At 62.7% G+C, this 15,796-nt stretch carries 13 protein-coding genes; 3 read left to right on the forward strand and 10 right to left on the reverse strand.

The features are described from left to right. Positions 1-213 precede the first annotated feature (213 nt). The 3 genes from ACG873_RS15695 (at position 214) to ACG873_RS15705 (ending at position 3,418) form a co-directional block, all read left to right on the forward strand. The gene (locus tag ACG873_RS15695) at positions 214-825 is read left to right on the forward strand and encodes a GNAT family N-acetyltransferase (RefSeq protein WP_394892907.1); all 612 of its coding nucleotides are present in this window, start codon (positions 214-216) and stop codon (positions 823-825) included. Positions 826-1,031: 206 nt separating this feature from the next. Next, positions 1,032-2,444, forward strand: a complete 1,413-nt coding sequence (locus ACG873_RS15700) for an adenylate/guanylate cyclase domain-containing protein (protein ID WP_394892908.1) — start codon at positions 1,032-1,034, stop codon at positions 2,442-2,444. Positions 2,445-2,992: 548 nt separating this feature from the next. Next, on the forward strand, positions 2,993-3,418 hold the full coding sequence (locus ACG873_RS15705; RefSeq protein ID WP_394892910.1) for a hypothetical protein: 426 nt from the start codon (positions 2,993-2,995) through the stop codon (positions 3,416-3,418). 198 nt (positions 3,419-3,616) lie between these two features. Here the strand turns inward: ACG873_RS15705 and murB are convergent, their stop codons facing one another. Genes murB through ftsL form a run of 10 tightly spaced genes read right to left on the reverse strand, consistent with a single transcriptional unit; the run spans position 3,617 to position 15,795 of the window. After that, complete coding sequence (gene murB / locus ACG873_RS15710) at positions 3,617-4,582, reverse strand: UDP-N-acetylmuramate dehydrogenase (RefSeq protein ID WP_394892911.1); 966 nt, start codon at positions 4,580-4,582, stop codon at positions 3,617-3,619. Further along, positions 4,579-5,985 (reverse strand): UDP-N-acetylmuramate--L-alanine ligase, encoded by a 1,407-nt coding sequence (gene murC, locus ACG873_RS15715; RefSeq protein WP_394892912.1) that lies wholly within the window; start codon positions 5,983-5,985, stop codon positions 4,579-4,581. The genes murB and murC overlap by 4 nt, the downstream gene beginning before the upstream one ends. Next, positions 5,982-7,106, reverse strand: a complete 1,125-nt coding sequence (gene murG, locus ACG873_RS15720) for an undecaprenyldiphospho-muramoylpentapeptide beta-N-acetylglucosaminyltransferase (RefSeq protein ID WP_394892913.1) — start codon at positions 7,104-7,106, stop codon at positions 5,982-5,984. Before murG ends, murC begins: the two co-directional genes overlap by 4 nt. A gap of 1 nt (position 7,107) precedes the next feature. Then, entirely contained in the window at positions 7,108-8,262 is a 1,155-nt protein-coding gene (gene ftsW, locus ACG873_RS15725; protein WP_394892915.1) for a putative lipid II flippase FtsW, read from the reverse strand. Next, positions 8,262-9,662 (reverse strand): UDP-N-acetylmuramoyl-L-alanine--D-glutamate ligase, encoded by a 1,401-nt coding sequence (murD, locus tag ACG873_RS15730; protein ID WP_394892917.1) that lies wholly within the window; start codon positions 9,660-9,662, stop codon positions 8,262-8,264. The genes ftsW and murD overlap by 1 nt, the downstream gene beginning before the upstream one ends. A gap of 8 nt (positions 9,663-9,670) precedes the next feature. Continuing rightward, entirely contained in the window at positions 9,671-10,753 is a 1,083-nt protein-coding gene (mraY, locus tag ACG873_RS15735; RefSeq protein WP_394892919.1) for a phospho-N-acetylmuramoyl-pentapeptide-transferase, read from the reverse strand. 19 nt (positions 10,754-10,772) lie between these two features. Then, a complete protein-coding gene (locus ACG873_RS15740; protein ID WP_394892920.1) occupies positions 10,773-12,206 on the reverse strand; it encodes a UDP-N-acetylmuramoylalanyl-D-glutamyl-2,6-diaminopimelate--D-alanyl-D-alanine ligase in 1,434 nt (477 codons plus the stop codon). Next, positions 12,203-13,657 (reverse strand): UDP-N-acetylmuramoyl-L-alanyl-D-glutamate--2,6-diaminopimelate ligase, encoded by a 1,455-nt coding sequence (locus ACG873_RS15745; protein WP_394892921.1) that lies wholly within the window; start codon positions 13,655-13,657, stop codon positions 12,203-12,205. The genes ACG873_RS15740 and ACG873_RS15745 overlap by 4 nt, the downstream gene beginning before the upstream one ends. Positions 13,658-13,711: 54 nt before the next feature. After that, positions 13,712-15,424 carry a peptidoglycan D,D-transpeptidase FtsI family protein gene (locus ACG873_RS15750; protein WP_394892923.1) on the reverse strand — a complete coding sequence of 571 codons (1,713 nt, stop codon included), beginning with the start codon at positions 15,422-15,424 and terminating at the stop codon, positions 13,712-13,714. Next, positions 15,421-15,795 (reverse strand): cell division protein FtsL, encoded by a 375-nt coding sequence (ftsL, locus tag ACG873_RS15755; protein WP_394892924.1) that lies wholly within the window; start codon positions 15,793-15,795, stop codon positions 15,421-15,423. The genes ACG873_RS15750 and ftsL overlap by 4 nt, the downstream gene beginning before the upstream one ends. Between the last annotated feature and the right edge of the window lies 1 nt (position 15,796).

Raw genomic sequence — 15,796 nt, forward strand, 5'->3', positions numbered from 1 at the left:
CCTCTTGGGTTGAATCCGAGTCTTCCGGCAGGTTGCCCCCCAGACGGAAAACGCGTCATCGACTCAAATCAGGAAACGCTTTTGTCCAAAGAATCAGAGACTGGATTCCGTGGCAAGCCCCGAGGATTCAATCGGATTCACTTTATGTAAAAAGTGAGGGATTGTGGCTGCAATGCCGCGGAATATCGGCTGAGCGAACGTCTCGAATACGGCTTGCCGAGATACACCCTTCGCGCGAGAGTGCGGAACTCGCGACGAGGCCTTATCCGGGAGAGCATCATTTCTGGGCATCAAGATTTCTCCCATGCCGTTATCCGGAGGGCATCATCGGCGGATGTTTATAGCCTCGGCATCATCGGACCAGCGGCCTATGCAGCTGTCTATGGATATCTGTGGGACGACAGCGCAGCCTCGGCGCGGCAACTCGCGACATTTGGTGCCGAAGCATTCGCAACGTTGTTGGAGCGGGCCGATGCCAGACTATGGGTCGTGCAGCTAGACGCGTCGATCTTAGGCTTTCTCACTATGATCGTTGACTCCGCCAATCCCATCACCGGGGAGACCAACGGTGCAGAAATACCAAGAATCTACCTCCTGCCAGGGGCTCAAAGACTCGGATTAGGAAAGCAACTTCTTAATTCCGCGATTGCTCAGGCGCGAGATGAGAACCTTGGCCACATCTGGCTCGATGTCATGGCGTCCGCCAAGCACGCTAGGACGGCCTATCTGAAGTGGGGCTTCTCAGAACTTGCACTTAGGAGGTTTCACAAGCCGGTCAAACCCGAACTCGCGGACATGGTGGTGCTGATAAAACACCTCAAATGAAGCGATTCCAATAGCAAGGAGCGCTTTCCACACCAGTTGCCCAAATTTTACGCCGAGCCATTAACGCGGCAAGAAACCGAGGGCGCAATCTCCTCCAGTGCCACGGGAAGAGAGGTCCGTCGTCTGGGCCTAGATTTCGCAGTTTCATTCTGCCTATGGTTTCGCGCGGCTCGACTGTGCAGCGGGCGAGCGGAGGGCACTGGCATATGCAGGAACTGATTGGCGACCTCGAAGCCAGGATTGAACTGCTCACTAAGGAGTTGAGGGACGCGCACGAGACACAAAAGGCGACGGCCGATGTGCTGAAGGTCATCAGCCGCTCGGCTTTCGACCTCGATACCGTTCTTACCACTCTCGTCCGCTCGGCAATCGGTCTTTGTGAGGCGACGCGCGGCGTCATCTGGCTGCGCAAAGGCGAGCCGTTGCATCTCGCAGCACATGTCAATTATCCCGAGGAGTGGGTGAAATTCGCGCAGGACCTCGCGATAATCCCTGCGGCCGATGCGGTGACGACATCGGGTCTGGCCGCTTTCACCGGCGAGGTCGTAAACGTTGAGGACGTACCGAACGATCCGCGCTTCCGTTCGCTTGCCAGCCATCAGCTCGGCGATTATCGTGGCGGTTTGGCGGTACCCCTGAAGCGCGACGGAAGCGTAATCGGCACGATCTCGCTGTCACGGCCCGAAGCGCGGCTCTTTACCGACCGCCAGATCGCGCTCGTTCAGACCTTCGCCGATCAGGCAGTGATCGCGATCGAAAATGCGCGCCTCATTTCCGAACTCGAAGCGCGCAACCGTGAGGTGCTGTCGCGTTATTTTTCGCCCAATCTGGCCGAGCGGCTTGCAGGCAGTGCGGATGAGATAGACCTCGCCGGCCAGCGCCGCGAGATCGCGGCGATATTCACCGACATCGCCGGCTTTACTACGATGATCGAAACGATCGAACCCGGTGTGCTTGGCGAGATGCTCAACGGCTATCTCGCAGGCATGACTTTCATCGTATTCGCGCATGAGGGCACTGTCGCAAAGATTGTCGGCGATGCGCTGCACGTGCTGTTCGGAGCGCCAAGCGAACAGCCCGACCATGCCCAGCGTGCTGTTGCCTGCGCACTGGACCTCGACGCGTTTGCGCAGTCTTTTCGCGATACCTGGCGGGAACGGGGCGTCGCGCTCGGGGCCACGCGCATTGGCGTGAATGCCGGGTCGGCGATCGTCGGCAATTTCGGCGGCGGTCGCTTTTTCGACTACACCGCTTATGGCGACACGATCAACATTGCGTCACGGTTGGAGGCAGCCAACAAACAGCTCGGGACCCGCATCTGCGTGAGCGAAAGCGTAGCGAAGCAGGTAACTGATTTCCGCGGGCGACCCGTGGGAGACCTTGTACTCAGGGGAAGGACGGAGCAGTTGCGCGCATTCGAGCCGCTGCGACCGGACCAATATGAAGATCCCGCGACGGAAGGTTATCTCGCTGCCTTCGCCAAGCTGGAATCCGGCGATCCCGGCGCGCTGGGCGCATTCGCTGCTGAGGTCGGTAAGCGGCCGGACGATCAGCTCACCAGCTTCCACCTCAAGAGGCTCCTGAACGGCGCAACGGGAACGCGGATCAACATGGATTGATCAGGTTGCACGCAAACCTAGCAATACGGCGACGTGTTTCTTCGACATGCTTCCGCAATCCCCATGCGAACCAGCTACGCACCGTTTCGCGAGTTGAATCCGAGTCTGCCGGCAGGTTGCCCGAGGATTCAATGAATTCACTTTATGTAAAAAGTGAGCGCGCTGTGGCTGAGATGCAGCGGGAGATCGCCGAGGGTGCGAGCCCCGCTTTTTGGCTTTCGCCTATTGAGGAATACTGAGGGCAAGTGCTGACCAAGAGCCGACGGCAAGGCCTTTGTCAAACGCCCAGCCTCGTTAGAGCGGAGGGCACCGACTGGGGATCCTCTGGGAGGCGTCGATTCGCATGCCCCTCCAGGGCCACACAAAAACAAAATTGATAAGAAATCCGATACAAAAGCCAAGATAAGCGGCTGAACTTATTTGCTTTACTCTGGATTGCACACTCCAGCTCAATAAGTAGCCGCCTAACTAATTGATTTGACAGTAGGCCAACTCAAGCGCCGAATCCTTTTGTGCGCGCGTGCGCACGGCTCAACAGGGAGGAAGCCATGAAAGACATGAATCGTCGGTCGGCTTTGGCACTCGGTATGGCGGCAACCGCCGCGACGCCTCTGCTCATGTTGGCAAGCCCGGCCTTTGCCAAGAAAGAGTACGGCCCAAATGATGGCAAGGAGGTTCAACCGGGTGTTAGAATAGTGGAGTTGGGTACGTTTAACTCTGACATTCCTGCCTACAAAAGCATTTCCATGATCGATATCGTATTCCAGCCCGGAGCAGTGTTTCCGGAAACAGTCATGGACAATGACATGATGTGTTACATCGCTGCCGGTGAGTTCAAGATCAAGAAGGCAGATAAGGAATTCACCGTCAAAGAAGGCGAGATGTACACGTGCGCCAAAGGTAAGACGGACATGGCGACAAATACGAGCAACGTGGTTGGGATTCACACCGTAGGCCTACTAATCCCTGCATAAGCGACTAGGTCGTTCCGGCTGGACCTTGGCGGCTAGCGCTATCGTTCTCAAGTCCAGCCGGAGCCGCGGTCATTGTGGCGCGGTCGCGTCAGGCTTTGCCTGCGTGCCTCGTCTGCGGGGTCAAATCAAGGGCTGCAATCAACCCGTTGCTGGTCACGCCGAGCCATTAACGCTTAAACGCGATCCGTGAAACCGGCCCTACAGCAACTGCCCCAGAAACTCCTGCACCTCATGCCCCGCCTTGAAGTTGCCGATGCGCTTGATCTCCCACTGCAGCCTTATGCCGGAATGTTCGAGCACCCGCGCGCGCACCGTTTCGCCCAAAAATTCAAGGTCGTAGCCGGTCGCGTTACCAGTATTGATCATGAAGTTGCAGTGCATCGGCGACATCTGCGCCCCGCCGATCATCAGCCCGCGGCAGCCGGCCTTGTCGATCTCCTTCCAGGCAGACGTGCCTTCCGGATTCTTGAACGTCGAGCCGCCGGTCTTCTCGCGGATCGGCTGCACCGTCTCTCGATGGTGCTGCACTGCGTCCATGTCGGCCTTTATCTTTGCCTTGTCTTCCGGATACCCTTCGAGCAGCGCCGAGGTGAAGATCAACTCGGCAGGCGCGGAGGAATGGCGGTAGGCGTAGCCCATCTCGGCGTTCGTAAGCGTGTGGACCTTGCCCTTGCGGTCGAGCGCCCTGACCTCGACCACCCGCTCGCGCGTTTCGACGCCGTTTGCGCCGGCATTCATGCGCAGCGCACCGCCGATCGCGCCGGGAATGCCGTGGAAGAAATGGAAGCCACCTATGCCAGCTTCGAGCGCGACGGCCGCCACCCGCTTGTCGGGCGTGGCGGCGCCTGCCCTGATCTGGGTCGCCGAGATCGCTTCGGCCTCGCCGAAGCCCTTGGCCGAAAGCCGGATGACGAAGCCAGGAATGCCGCCTTCGCGCACCAAAAGGTTCGAGCCGATGCCGACGACGGTCAGCGGGATTTCGGCGGGCACGGCCTTCAGGAAGGCGGCAAGATCCTTTTCGTCGGCCGGCTGGAACAGCGCGTCAGCAATGCCGCCGGCTCGGAACCAGGTGATCTTGTCCATCTCGGCATTGGGCGTGATGCGGCCGCGGATCCCGGCGAGCCGGTCGCCGAGCTTGGCCAGCAGCGCCTCGCCGCGGTTCATGCCGCGTCCCCGCCGAGTTCCTTCGGCAGCGCATAGGCCCACTGGGTGATGTTGCCGGCGCCCAGGAAAATCACGAAGTCGCCCGGCCTGGCTATGTCGCGCACGATCGGTGCGATCGCCGCCGCGCCCTCTATATAGCGCGCGTCGCGGTGGCCGCCGGCGCGGATGCGGCCGACCAATGCGTCGGAAGTGACGCCGTCTATGGCGTCCTCGCCCGCCGCATAGACCGGCGCCACCATCACGGTGTCGGCGTCGTTGAAGCAGGCGGAAAAATCGTCGAACAGGTCGTGCAGTCTCGTGAAGCGGTGCGGCTGCGCTATCGCGATGACGCGGCCGCCGGTGGCGTCGCGCGCCGCCCTCAGCACCGCCTTGATCTCGACGGGATGGTGGCCGTAATCGTCGAATATCTGCACGCCGTTCCACGAACCCGTGCGCGTGAAGCGCCGCTTGACGCCGCCGAAGGACGACAGGCCGCGCTTGATCGCTTCTGCCGAAAGCCCGAGCTCATGTGCCACTGCGATCGCCGCCGTGGCGTTGGACACATTGTGGCGGCCGGGCATGGGCAGGCGCAGATCGCCGATCGTCTCCTCCGCGCCGGTCTTGCGGTTGCGGATGATCACGTCGAACTCCGACACCGCGCCGTCCATGCGATGGCGCGCGAAACGCACGTCGGCCTGGGCGTTCTCGCCATAGGTGATGACACGGCGGTCTTCGATGCGCGATACCAGCGCCTGCACTTCTGGATGGTCCGTGCACATCACGCCGAAGCCGTAGAACGGCACGTTCTCCACGAACTGGCGGAACGCCTCGCGCACCTTGTCGAATGTGCCGTAATGGTCGAGATGTTCGGGATCGATGTTGGTGACGACTGCGATGTCGGCCGGCAGTTTAAGAAAGGTGCCGTCGCTTTCGTCGGCCTCCACCACCATCCACTCGCCTTCGCCCATCCGGGCATTGGTGCCGTAGGCGTTAATGATGCCGCCATTGACGACGGTCGGATCGAGCCCGCCGGCGTCGAGCAGCGTCGCCACCATCGATGTCGTCGTCGTCTTGCCATGCGTGCCGCCGATCGCCACCGCCTGGCGGAAGCGCATCAGTTCGGCGAGCATTTCGGCGCGGCGCACGATCGGAAGCAGCTTTTCCCGCGCCGCCATCAGTTCCGGATTGGATTTCTTGATCGCCGTGGAAACGACCACCACTTCGGCGTCGCCCAGATTTTCGGCGCGATGGCCGACGAAGCATTCTATGCCCTTGTCGCGCAACCTCTGCACATTGGCGCCTTCGGCCTGGTCGGAGCCCTGCACGCGGTAACCGAGATTATGCAGCACCTCTGCGATGCCGCTCATGCCAATGCCGCCAATTCCGATGAAGTGGACGAGGCCGATCGTCTGCGGCATCTTCATGGCCGCGCTCCCTTTTTTAATTCAGCTACCGCTTTGCCCGACGCAATAGCCTCTGTCAGGTCGGCGAGCAACCGGGCCGCGTCCGGCCTTCCAGCGAGCTTGGCGGCCGTTGCCATCGAGGCGAGCTTGCCCGGGTTTTCCATAAGCCCGCCGATCAGCGACATAAGAGCCTTCGTGGACAGCGTCGATTGCGGGTGAACCTGCGCGCCGCCGGCTGCCGCAAGTGCGGCCGCATTGGCGGCTTGGTCGTGGTCGAGCGCATGCGGATAGGGCACCAGCAGCGCCGGCCGGCCGATCACCGCGATTTCGGAAACCGTCGACGCGCCGGAGCGCGATATGACCAGATGCGCCGCCGCGATCCTTGCCGCCATGTCGGTGAAGAACGGCGACACCTCCGCCTCGACGCCAAAGTCGCGATAGGCGTTGCGGACGGGCTCGATGTCTTCGGCGCGCGCCTGCTGCGTCACCTTGAGCCGGCTGCGCTGGCTTGCGGGAAGCGCTGCGATCGCCGGCGGCATCGCCTCGGAAAAGAATTTCGCCCCCTGGCTGCCGCCGAACACCAGCAGCCTGAACGGCTCGAATGGGCCGGAGGGCGCGTAAGGCGTCTTCGCCGCTTCGATGACCGCCGGGCGCACCGGATTTCCCGTGATCACGACCTTGGCGCCGGCACCCGCGTTTTCGCTCAGGAAACCGCCGGCGATGGCGTCAACCCGTCCGGCCAGCGCCTTGTTGGCGCGGCCCATCACGGCGTTCTGCTCGTGGATCAGCGTCGGCACCCCGCGCCTGGTCGCGGCATAGAGCGGCGGCAGCGTCGGATAGCCTCCGAACCCGACGACGACTGCAGGCTGAATCTTTCGGATGACTTCCGAGGCTTGCCTGACGCCGCGCCAGATCGTCCAGAATGCCCGCGCCAGCGCCAGCGGATTGCGCGAGCCGATCGTGGACGATGCGATCGGGTGGACATGCGAAGCCGGAAAGCTGCCGGCATAGCGCTCGGCCCGGCCGTCGGTCGCGAGATGGACGCTCCAGCCGCGCGCGATCAGTTCGTGCGCCAGCGCCTCGGCCGGAAACAGATGGCCGCCGGTGCCGCCGGCAGCGAGAAGGATTGTGCGGCCGGTCATGCTATTCGGCCGGCGCGGGCCGCCGCGAGAGCTCCGGGAAGCCTACCTGCTTGCGCTTTTCCGGCTTCTTGCGCGTCAGCGCCAGCACCATCCCCATCGAGATCGCGATGGCGATCAGCGACGAACCGCCATAGGAGATGAACGGCAGGGTCATGCCCTTGGCCGGCATCATCTGCAGGTTCACCCCCATATTGATGATCGACTGGAAGCCGAACACCACGACCAGGCCCGCCACCGCATAGCGGGTGAAGTCGTCATGTTCCTTGAGCGCCGTGTTCAGGCCGCGCAGCACGATAAAGGCGAAGATGCCGAGGATGACGAAGCACAAGACGATGCCGAACTCCTCGCCGGCGACTGCGAACACGAAATCGGCGTGGCTGTCGGGGATGACGCGCTTGATCGTGCCCTCGCCCGGCCCGACGCCGAACCAGCCGCCCTGCACCACCGCCTCGCGGCCCATATCGACCTGGAACGTGTCGCCCTCGCCGGTCAGGAAGCGGTCTATGCGCCCCGCCACATGCGGGAAAATGGTATAGGCGCTGATCGCGCCGGCGGCCCCGATCGCGCCGATCACGATGATCCACAGCCAGGGCATTCCGGCCATGAAGAACATCACGCCCCATGTTCCGACCACCAGGATGGTCTGGCCGAGATCGGGCTGCGCCACCAGCAGCGCCATCACCAGCCCGAGCAGGATCACCGCGAACAGATTGCCCGGGATATCCGGCTGGCGCGCATGCTCGGCAAACAGCCACGCGCAGACGATGACGAAGGCGGGTTTCATGAATTCGGATGGCTGGATCGAGATGCCGAAGAACGAGATCCAGCGATGCGCGCCCTTGACCTCGACGCCGACATAGAGCACCGCGACCATCAGCACGAGCGAACCGCACAGCATGGCCAGAGCCAGCCGCCGTACTTCCCTCGCCTCGAGGAATGAAACCGAGATCATCGCCGCCAGGGCCGGGATCATGAAGATGATCTGCCGGGTCGCGAAATGAAAGCTGCCGAGGCCGATGCGTTCCGCGACAGCCGGGCTCGCGGCGAAGGAAAGGATGATTCCCAGCCCCATCAGCGACAGGAAGGCCGCAAGGAACCAGCGGTCGACCGTCCACCACCAGATTGCAACGGGGCTCCTGTCCAGCCGGCTAGCCATCAGTTCAGTCCTCCAATAGGTCTGACACCCTCGATAGCATTCACAGCTTGCCTGAAGGCTTCGCCGCGAATCTCGAAATTCTTGAACTGGTCGAAACTGGCGCAGGCCGGCGACAGGAGGACCACCGCCTCGCCGCTATCGTCGCACGCCGCATCCCGCGCCGCATGCTCGACCGCGGCTCTCAACGTACCGGAAATCTCGTAGGATACCGCCTCGCCGAGTGTCGCCGAGAAAGCCGGGGCAGCCTCGCCGATCAGATAGGCCTTGGCGACGCGCGGGAAGAAGGAGCGCAGCGGCTCGATGCCGCCCTCCTTGGCCAGCCCGCCGGCAATCCAATAGATGCGCGGGAAACTCGACAGTGCGGGCGCAGCCGCATCGGCGTTGGTCGCCTTCGAATCGTTGATGAAGAGCACGTGCCCCTTGCGCGCGACCTGCTCCATGCGGTGCGCCAGTCCGGGGAAGCTTTCGAGGCCGGCCTGTATCTCGCCGAGTTCGAGCCCGACTCTCACGCAAGCCGCGACCGCGGCCAGCGCATTCTGCGCGTTGTGCTGGCCGCGCAGCGAGCCGATGCCTTCCAGGAATGCGATCCGGCTGTAGCGTCCGTCCTTCGCTTCCATCAGGTCGGTGCCGTCGGCGAAATAGCCGTCGGTCAGCGGCAGCCGCTTGGATATCCGCACCACATCCTTGCCGACCCGCTCGAGCCGGTCGGCGATTTGCGCGCAAAAAACGTCGTCGACGCCGATGATTGCCGTGTCGCTGCCCGAGACCAGCCGCTCCTTGATCGAAGCGTAGTGTTGCATCGTGCCGTGGCGGTCGAGATGGTCGGGCGTCAGGTTGAGCAATATGCCGGCGGTCGGATTGATCGAGGGGCCGAGATCGATCTGATAGGACGAGCACTCGACCACGTAGTGGCGCGTCGGTTCCGGCGGATCGAGCGTCATCACCGCGCGGCCGATATTGCCGCCCATCTGGGTATCGCGCCCGGCCGATTTCAGGATATGTGCGGTAAGCGCCGTGGTTGTCGACTTGCCGTTGGTGCCGGTGATGGCAACGAAGGGCGCGTCCGGCGCGCGTGCCATCCTCTCGCGCGAAAACAACTCGATGTCGCCGATCACCTCCACGCCTGCGCCCCGCGCGAGTTCCACGGCCCAATGCGGCTTGGGATGCGTCAGCGGCACGCCGGGCGACAGCACGAAGGAAGAAAATCCCGGCCAGTCGGCCGAGCGAAGGTCACCCGTATCGATCGAATTCGAATTCGCCTTCGCCACGCTTTCGGGATTGTCGTCCCACGCAAGCACCTCGGCCCCGCCCTCCATCAGGGCGAGCGCCGTCGCGATCCCCGAACCGCCAAGCCCGAAGAGTGCGACACGCTTTCCACTGAACGACCGCGCTGGAATCATCGAGTTTCCTATCGCAGCTTCAGGGTCGAGAGCCCGACCAGCGCCAGGATGACGGCGATGATCCAGAAGCGGATCACCACCTGGCTTTCAGTCCAGCCGAGCTTTTCGAAGTGATGATGGATGGGCGCCATCAGAAACACGCGCCGGCCGGTCATCTTGAAGAAGCCGACCTGTATGATAACCGAAAGCGCCTCCATCACGAACAGTCCGCCGATGATGGCCAGAACTATTTCGTGCTTCGTGGCGACGGCGATCGTGCCTATCAGGCCGCCCAGCGCCAGCGACCCGGTATCGCCCATGAAAATCGCCGCCGGCGGCGCGTTGAACCAGAGGAAGCCGAGCCCGGCGCCGATGACAGCGCCGAGAATCACCGCCAGCTCGCCGGTTCCCGGCACGAAGTGGATCTGCAGATATTCGGCGAACACCGCATTACCGGACAGATAGGCGATCACGCCGAACGAAGCCGCCGCGATCATGATCGGCACGATCGCGAGCCCGTCCAGCCCGTCCGTCAGATTGACGGCATTGCCGGCGCCCACGATCACGATGCAGGCGAACGGGATGAAGAACCAGCCGAGATTGATCAGGAAATCCTTCACGAATGGAAAGGTCAGCGACGACGAGAACGGCTCCTGGCCGTTGTGCATGATCGCCCAGGCGGCGATGGCCGCGATCACGAATTCGATGGCGAGCCGCGCCTTGCCGGAAAATCCGAGATGCGACTGCTTGGTCACCTTCAGATAGTCGTCGTAAAGCCCGATGGCGCCGAACCCCAGCGTCACAAGCAGGACCACCCAGACATAGACGCTGGTGATGTTCGCCCACAGCAGCGACGACCCGACGATGCCCGAAATGATCATCAGCCCGCCCATGGTCGGCGTGCCGGCCTTCTTGAAGTGCGTCTGCGGCCCGTCGGCGCGGATAGGCTGGCCCTTGCCCTGCCGGATGCGCAACGAGTTGATGATCATCGGTCCGAAGATGAAGACGATCAGCGCCGCTGTGATCAGCGCTCCGCCCGTCCGGAACGTGATGTAGCGGAAGATGTTGAAGACCGAAACCTGGTCCGCGAAATTGACTAGCAGCGTTAACATGCGTCCCCCGGAACCGCGATCAGCTTGGCTTCGCGGCCCCGGCGTCAGCCGGAAACCGTTTGAGCAGCGCATCGACCAGCCTGGAAAAGCCGATGCCCTTGGATGATTTGACCATGACAGTGTCGCCGGGGCGGATGCTGTCGATCAGCAGCGGCCTGAGTTCGTCGGCGCTCGCCCGGTACTCGGACGGGATCGCATCCGGCAACGTGTCTGCCAGCGCCTTCATTTCCGGCCCGCCCATGAGCACGAGGCCGATGCCGGCGGCGGAAACCGGGGCGGCAAGCGCGGCATGCAGCTTGGCCGAATGGCTGCCCAGTTCCAGCATGTCGCCCAGCACCGCCACGCGCCGGCCTTCACCCGAAACCGGCGTTACGGCGAGCACGTCGAGCGCAGCCTTCATCGAAACTGGATTGGCGTTGTAGCTTTCGTCGATCAGCGTGAACGGGCCGTCAGTGTGCCGAAGCCTGTATCTTTTGCCGCGTCCGCTCTCGGCGGCGAGGTCGCGCAGCGCCGCCGCGGCCTTGCCCATGTCGGCGCCGACCAGGCGCGCCGCGCCCAGCACCGCAAGCGTGTTCTGCACGATATGCCGGCCGGGCGCGCCGATCTCGGCCGTCGTCTCCTTGCCGCCGATCTTGACCGTGATGGTCGAATGATCGGGAAACAGTTCGTGATCCACCAGCCTGAAATGGGCGCGGCTGTTCTCGCCGAAGCCGACGATATGGGCGACGCCCGCGTCCCGCGCCATTTTTTCCAGAAGCTTCCAGCGCTGGTCATCGCGGTTGATCAAGGCATAGCCGCCCGGCTCGATTCCCTCGAATATTTCCGCCTTCGCGCGGGCGATTTCGTCGAGGTTCTTGAAGTGCCCGAGATGGGCCGGCGCGATAAGCGTGACGATGGCGACATGCGGGCGCACCATCTTCGCCAGCGGACGGATTTCGTCCGGATGGTTCATGCCTATCTCGAAGATTGCATAATCGCAATCCTGCGGCATCCGGGCCAGCGTCAGCGGCACGCCCCAGTGATTGTTGAACGACTTGTCCGACGCATGCACCTTGCCGACCGAAGACAGCACGTGCCGAAGCGCCTCCTTGGTGGTCGTCTTGCCGACCGAACCCGTCACCGCGATAATCTTGGCCTGGGCGCGCGCTCGCGCGGCGACGCCGGTCTTTTCGAGCGCGGCAAGCACGTCGGGCACGACGATCATCGGCGCGGTCAGCCGTCCCAGCGCGGGGAGCTTGCCTTCAGACACAATCAGCAGCCCGGCGCCGGCCTTGATCGCTGCCGTCGCGAAATCATGGCCGTCCATAGCCTCGCCCTTGATCGCGAAAAACGCCTCCCCGGGCTTAAGCGTGCGGCTGTCGATCGAGATTCCGGTCACGCCTTCCGGCAGATGGCCGATGGGACGGCCATCCATCGCCGCCACGAGCGCCTCCGAATTCCAGAGATAACTCATGTGGCGCGCTCCTTGAGCGCCTTGCGCACTTCCTCATGGTCCGAAAACGGGAACGTCTCGGCGCCGATCGTCTGGCCTTCTTCATGACCCTTGCCGGCAATGATGAGGGTGTCGCCGGGATGAAGCATGGCGACCGCGTCGTGGATGGCGGCGCGGCGGTCGGCGATCTCGATAGCGCCGGGCGCGGCGGCGAGTATCGCCGCGCGGATTGTTTCCGGAACTTCCGACCGCGGATTGTCGTCGGTCACGATGACGACGTCGGCCAGCCGCGTGGCGATTTCGCCCATAATCGGACGCTTGCCGCGGTCGCGGTCGCCGCCGCAGCCGAATACGACGATCACCCTCCCCGTCGTGAAGGGGCGGACGGAGGCCAGAACGTTTTCCAGCGCATCCGGCTTGTGCGCATAGTCGACATAGACCGGTGCGCCATTGGCCGCGGTTCCCACCAGGTCGAGCCGTCCCGGCGCCCCCTTCAGCCGTTCCAGCGCGCCGAGCGCCCTGCCGATCGGCGTTCCCGTGGCAATGGCGAGGCCGGCCGAGACCAGCGCGTTGTATATCTGGAAATCCCCGGCAAGCGGCAGGTCGATCTCATGGATGACGCCGTCGGCTTCCACTTCCGCGCGCTGCCGAAAGCGTTCGTGCTCGACGCGTTTCAGTTTCAAGAAATCCCCGTGCCGTCCGACCGTGAGGACATTGAGGCCGGCCTTCCGGGCCGACGAGATCGTCGGCTCCGACCACGGATCGTCCGCGAAAATGACAGCCGGCACATCCTTTGCAAGGAGCGATTCGAACAGGCGAAGCTTAGCGCGGTGATATTCCTCGATGGTCGGATGATAATCCATGTGGTCGCGGCCGAGATTGGTGAAGCCGCCCGCGGACAGTTTTACTCCATCGAGCCGACGCTGGTCGAGTCCATGGCTGGAAGCCTCCATAGACACGTGCATGACGCCCGAATCCGCCAGTTCCGTCAGCAGCTTGTGAAGCGCCACGGGATCGGGCGTGGTCAGCGAACCGTATTCGTTGCGGCCGGGCGCCACGACGCCCGTCGTGCCGATGCTGGCGGCCGCAAGTCCCGTCTGTTCCCAGATTTGACGTGTGAAAGCCGCGACCGAGGTCTTGCCGCTGGTGCCAGTCACCGCAACCACCGTTTCGGGCTGCTTCGGATAAAACTTGGCAGCGAGCAGCGCCAGCGAGAGCCTCGGGTCATCGACGCCAATCACCGGCGCCGGCAGCCCGGAGAGATTGCCGCCCTTAGCCGCCACGATCGCCGCTGCACCGCGGCTTGCAGCATCCGCGGCATAGGTCGCGCCATCCGCCTTCGTGCCGGCTACGGCCACGAATACCATGCCCGGCTTGATCAGCCGCGAGTCCGACGACACGCCGCTGATCTCCAGATCGCCGGACTCATCCCGTTCGACAGGCAGGATACCGGCGAGGTCCTTGAGTTTCATCGCATCCCATTAGTCATAAACAAATGGCGCGCTCTCGCCGGCGCGCCTTGAGAATCATTGGTACGAAACCAGCGTAGCCTTACTTTCATGGCTGAATTCTGGCTTCACGCCAAGCAGGGAGGCCGAACGGCGAATTATGTTGGCGACAATCGGCGCGGCGTTCAGGCCTGAAGTCGCGGCCATGCCCGGTTTTTCCGGCTTCGGCTCGTCGATGATGCTCAAGACGATGTATTGCGGGTCGTCCATCGGAAACGCAGCAAGAAAGGCATTGAAGCGCACGCTCGACGAATAGCGTCCGTTGACGACCTTTTCGGCGGTTCCGGTCTTGCCGCCGACGCGATAGCCCGGCACTTCGGCGCGCTTGCCGGAGCCTTTTTCCGCGTTGAGCCGGTAGAGATAGCGCATGTTTTCGCTGGTTTTCGGGTCGATCACCTGCTTGGCGACCGCGTCGGCCTCTTCCTGCGTGCGCGGCAGGAAGGTCGGATCAATGAGCTTGCCGCCATTCATCAGGGCGGCGGCGGCGACGGCCGTCTGCAACGGCGTGGTCGACATGCCATGTCCGAAGGCGATGGTGATCGAATGGACCTTCTTCCAGACCTTCGGTTCGCTTGGCCGCGCCACTTCGGGCAATTCGGTGTTCATCCGCTTGAGCAGGCCCATACGGTGAAGGAATTCGCGGTGGCCCTCGATGCCCACCACGTCGGCTTCCCGCGCCGAGCCGATGTTCGACGAATAGATGAACACCTCCGGAACCGTCAGCACCCTGCCCTTGCCGTGGAAATCGCGGATCGTCTGATTGCCGATCGTAATGGGCCGTGACGCGTCGAAGCGGCTTTCGAGTGTCACCTTGCCCGAATCGAGCGCCATGGCAGTGGTAAAGCTCTTGATCGTCGAGCCCATCTCGTAGGTGCCGGCCGACATACGGTTCAGCCGGTCCTTGTCATGGGCGTTATAGGGATTGTTGGGGTCGTAGTCCGGCACCGACGCCATCGCCACGACCTCGCCGGTCTTGGCGTTGAACACCACCGCGCCCGCCGCGATCGCATGATATTTCTCCATGGCGCGGGAGATCTCGTCGCGCACGATGTGCTGGACGCGCAGGTCGATCGACAGCCTGACAGGCTTCAGATCCTTGGCCACCGCCAGGCCCGAGGCCTGCAGGTCGGCGAGGCCCTGGTCATCGATATATTTCTCCAGGCCGGAAATGCCCTGGTTGTCGATGTTGGTCAGCCCCACGAGGTGGGAAGCCGTCTCGCCCCCCGGGTAGAAGCGGCGCTTTTCGGTGCGGAAGCCGATGCCCGGAATGCCAAGCTGCATGATGTCGTTCTGCTGCTTGGGCGTGAGCTGACGGCGCAGCCATACGAAACCCGCCCCGCTTTTCAGCTTGTGATATGTCTGCTCGACCTCGATGTCGGGCAGCACCAGCGACAGCTTTTCGATCACTTCGTTAGGATCGACGATGCGCCGCGGCTCGGCAAATAGCGACGCCGTCTTGATGTCGGTGGCCAGCACTTCGCCGTTGCGATCGACGATGTCGGGCCGCGACGCGGTGATCCGGCTCGCCGGCCCCGAAGACGCCTCGGCATCCTCGAAACCGAGATAGACCAGCCGGCCGGCAATGGTCGCATAGATGCCGAAGAACACCGCCATGGTCATCACCACGCGGGTCTTGGCGCGTCCGCCTGTGGCCTTGCGTGCGCCGTCGACGATGATCGAGGCGGTGGAGGCCTCGGCTTCGGAAACGCGCTTGCGCCAGAGCTTCATCATTGGACCACCGCTCCGGTTGTCGTCTGGTCGGTTTCGCCCTCGGCCATGCCGCCGAGACGTTGCGTGGAGAAATCCTGGATTTCGACGGGGCGCGACGGCAGTTCGTCGAGGCCGACGATCTGGTGGGCTTCGACAGGCTGAAGCTTCAATTCGGTTTCGTAGATTTCGGCCAGCTTCTGCAGCCGCGAAGGCTGGGTCAAAAGGCTCCAGTCGGCCTTCAGCAGATCGATCAGATCCTCTTCGAACCGTATCTGGGCCTCGATCTTGCGCACCGACGCAAGCTGCTCCTCGGCTTCGTGCTTGGTTTTGTAGGTGAAAGCGGCCGCCGAAACCATGACGGCGATGAGCACGATGTCGCTGGTGCGGAACATG

The sequence above is a fragment of the Allomesorhizobium aridi genome (assembly GCF_043769475.1).
Taxonomy (GTDB): domain Bacteria; phylum Pseudomonadota; class Alphaproteobacteria; order Rhizobiales; family Rhizobiaceae; genus Allomesorhizobium.

What these genes read in the sequence shown, in the direction of transcription:
- ACG873_RS15700 (WP_394892908.1), top strand. Translation starts at nt 1,032, where the DNA reads ATGCAGGAACTGATTGGCGACCTCGAAGCCAGGATTGAACTGCTCACT.
- ACG873_RS15705 (WP_394892910.1), top strand. Translation starts at nt 2,993, where the DNA reads ATGAAAGACATGAATCGTCGGTCGGCTTTGGCACTCGGTATGGCGGCA.
- murB (WP_394892911.1), bottom strand. Translation starts at nt 4,582, where the DNA reads ATGAACCGCGGCGAGGCGCTGCTGGCCAAGCTCGGCGACCGGCTCGCC.
- murC (WP_394892912.1), bottom strand. Translation starts at nt 5,985, where the DNA reads ATGAAGATGCCGCAGACGATCGGCCTCGTCCACTTCATCGGAATTGGC.
- murG (WP_394892913.1), bottom strand. Translation starts at nt 7,106, where the DNA reads ATGACCGGCCGCACAATCCTTCTCGCTGCCGGCGGCACCGGCGGCCAT.
- ftsW (WP_394892915.1), bottom strand. Translation starts at nt 8,262, where the DNA reads ATGGCTAGCCGGCTGGACAGGAGCCCCGTTGCAATCTGGTGGTGGACG.
- murD (WP_394892917.1), bottom strand. Translation starts at nt 9,662, where the DNA reads ATGATTCCAGCGCGGTCGTTCAGTGGAAAGCGTGTCGCACTCTTCGGG.
- mraY (WP_394892919.1), bottom strand. Translation starts at nt 10,753, where the DNA reads ATGTTAACGCTGCTAGTCAATTTCGCGGACCAGGTTTCGGTCTTCAAC.
- ACG873_RS15740 (WP_394892920.1), bottom strand. Translation starts at nt 12,206, where the DNA reads ATGAGTTATCTCTGGAATTCGGAGGCGCTCGTGGCGGCGATGGATGGC.
- ACG873_RS15745 (WP_394892921.1), bottom strand. Translation starts at nt 13,657, where the DNA reads ATGAAACTCAAGGACCTCGCCGGTATCCTGCCTGTCGAACGGGATGAG.
- ACG873_RS15750 (WP_394892923.1), bottom strand. Translation starts at nt 15,424, where the DNA reads ATGATGAAGCTCTGGCGCAAGCGCGTTTCCGAAGCCGAGGCCTCCACC.
- ftsL (WP_394892924.1), bottom strand. Translation starts at nt 15,795, where the DNA reads ATGTTCCGCACCAGCGACATCGTGCTCATCGCCGTCATGGTTTCGGCG.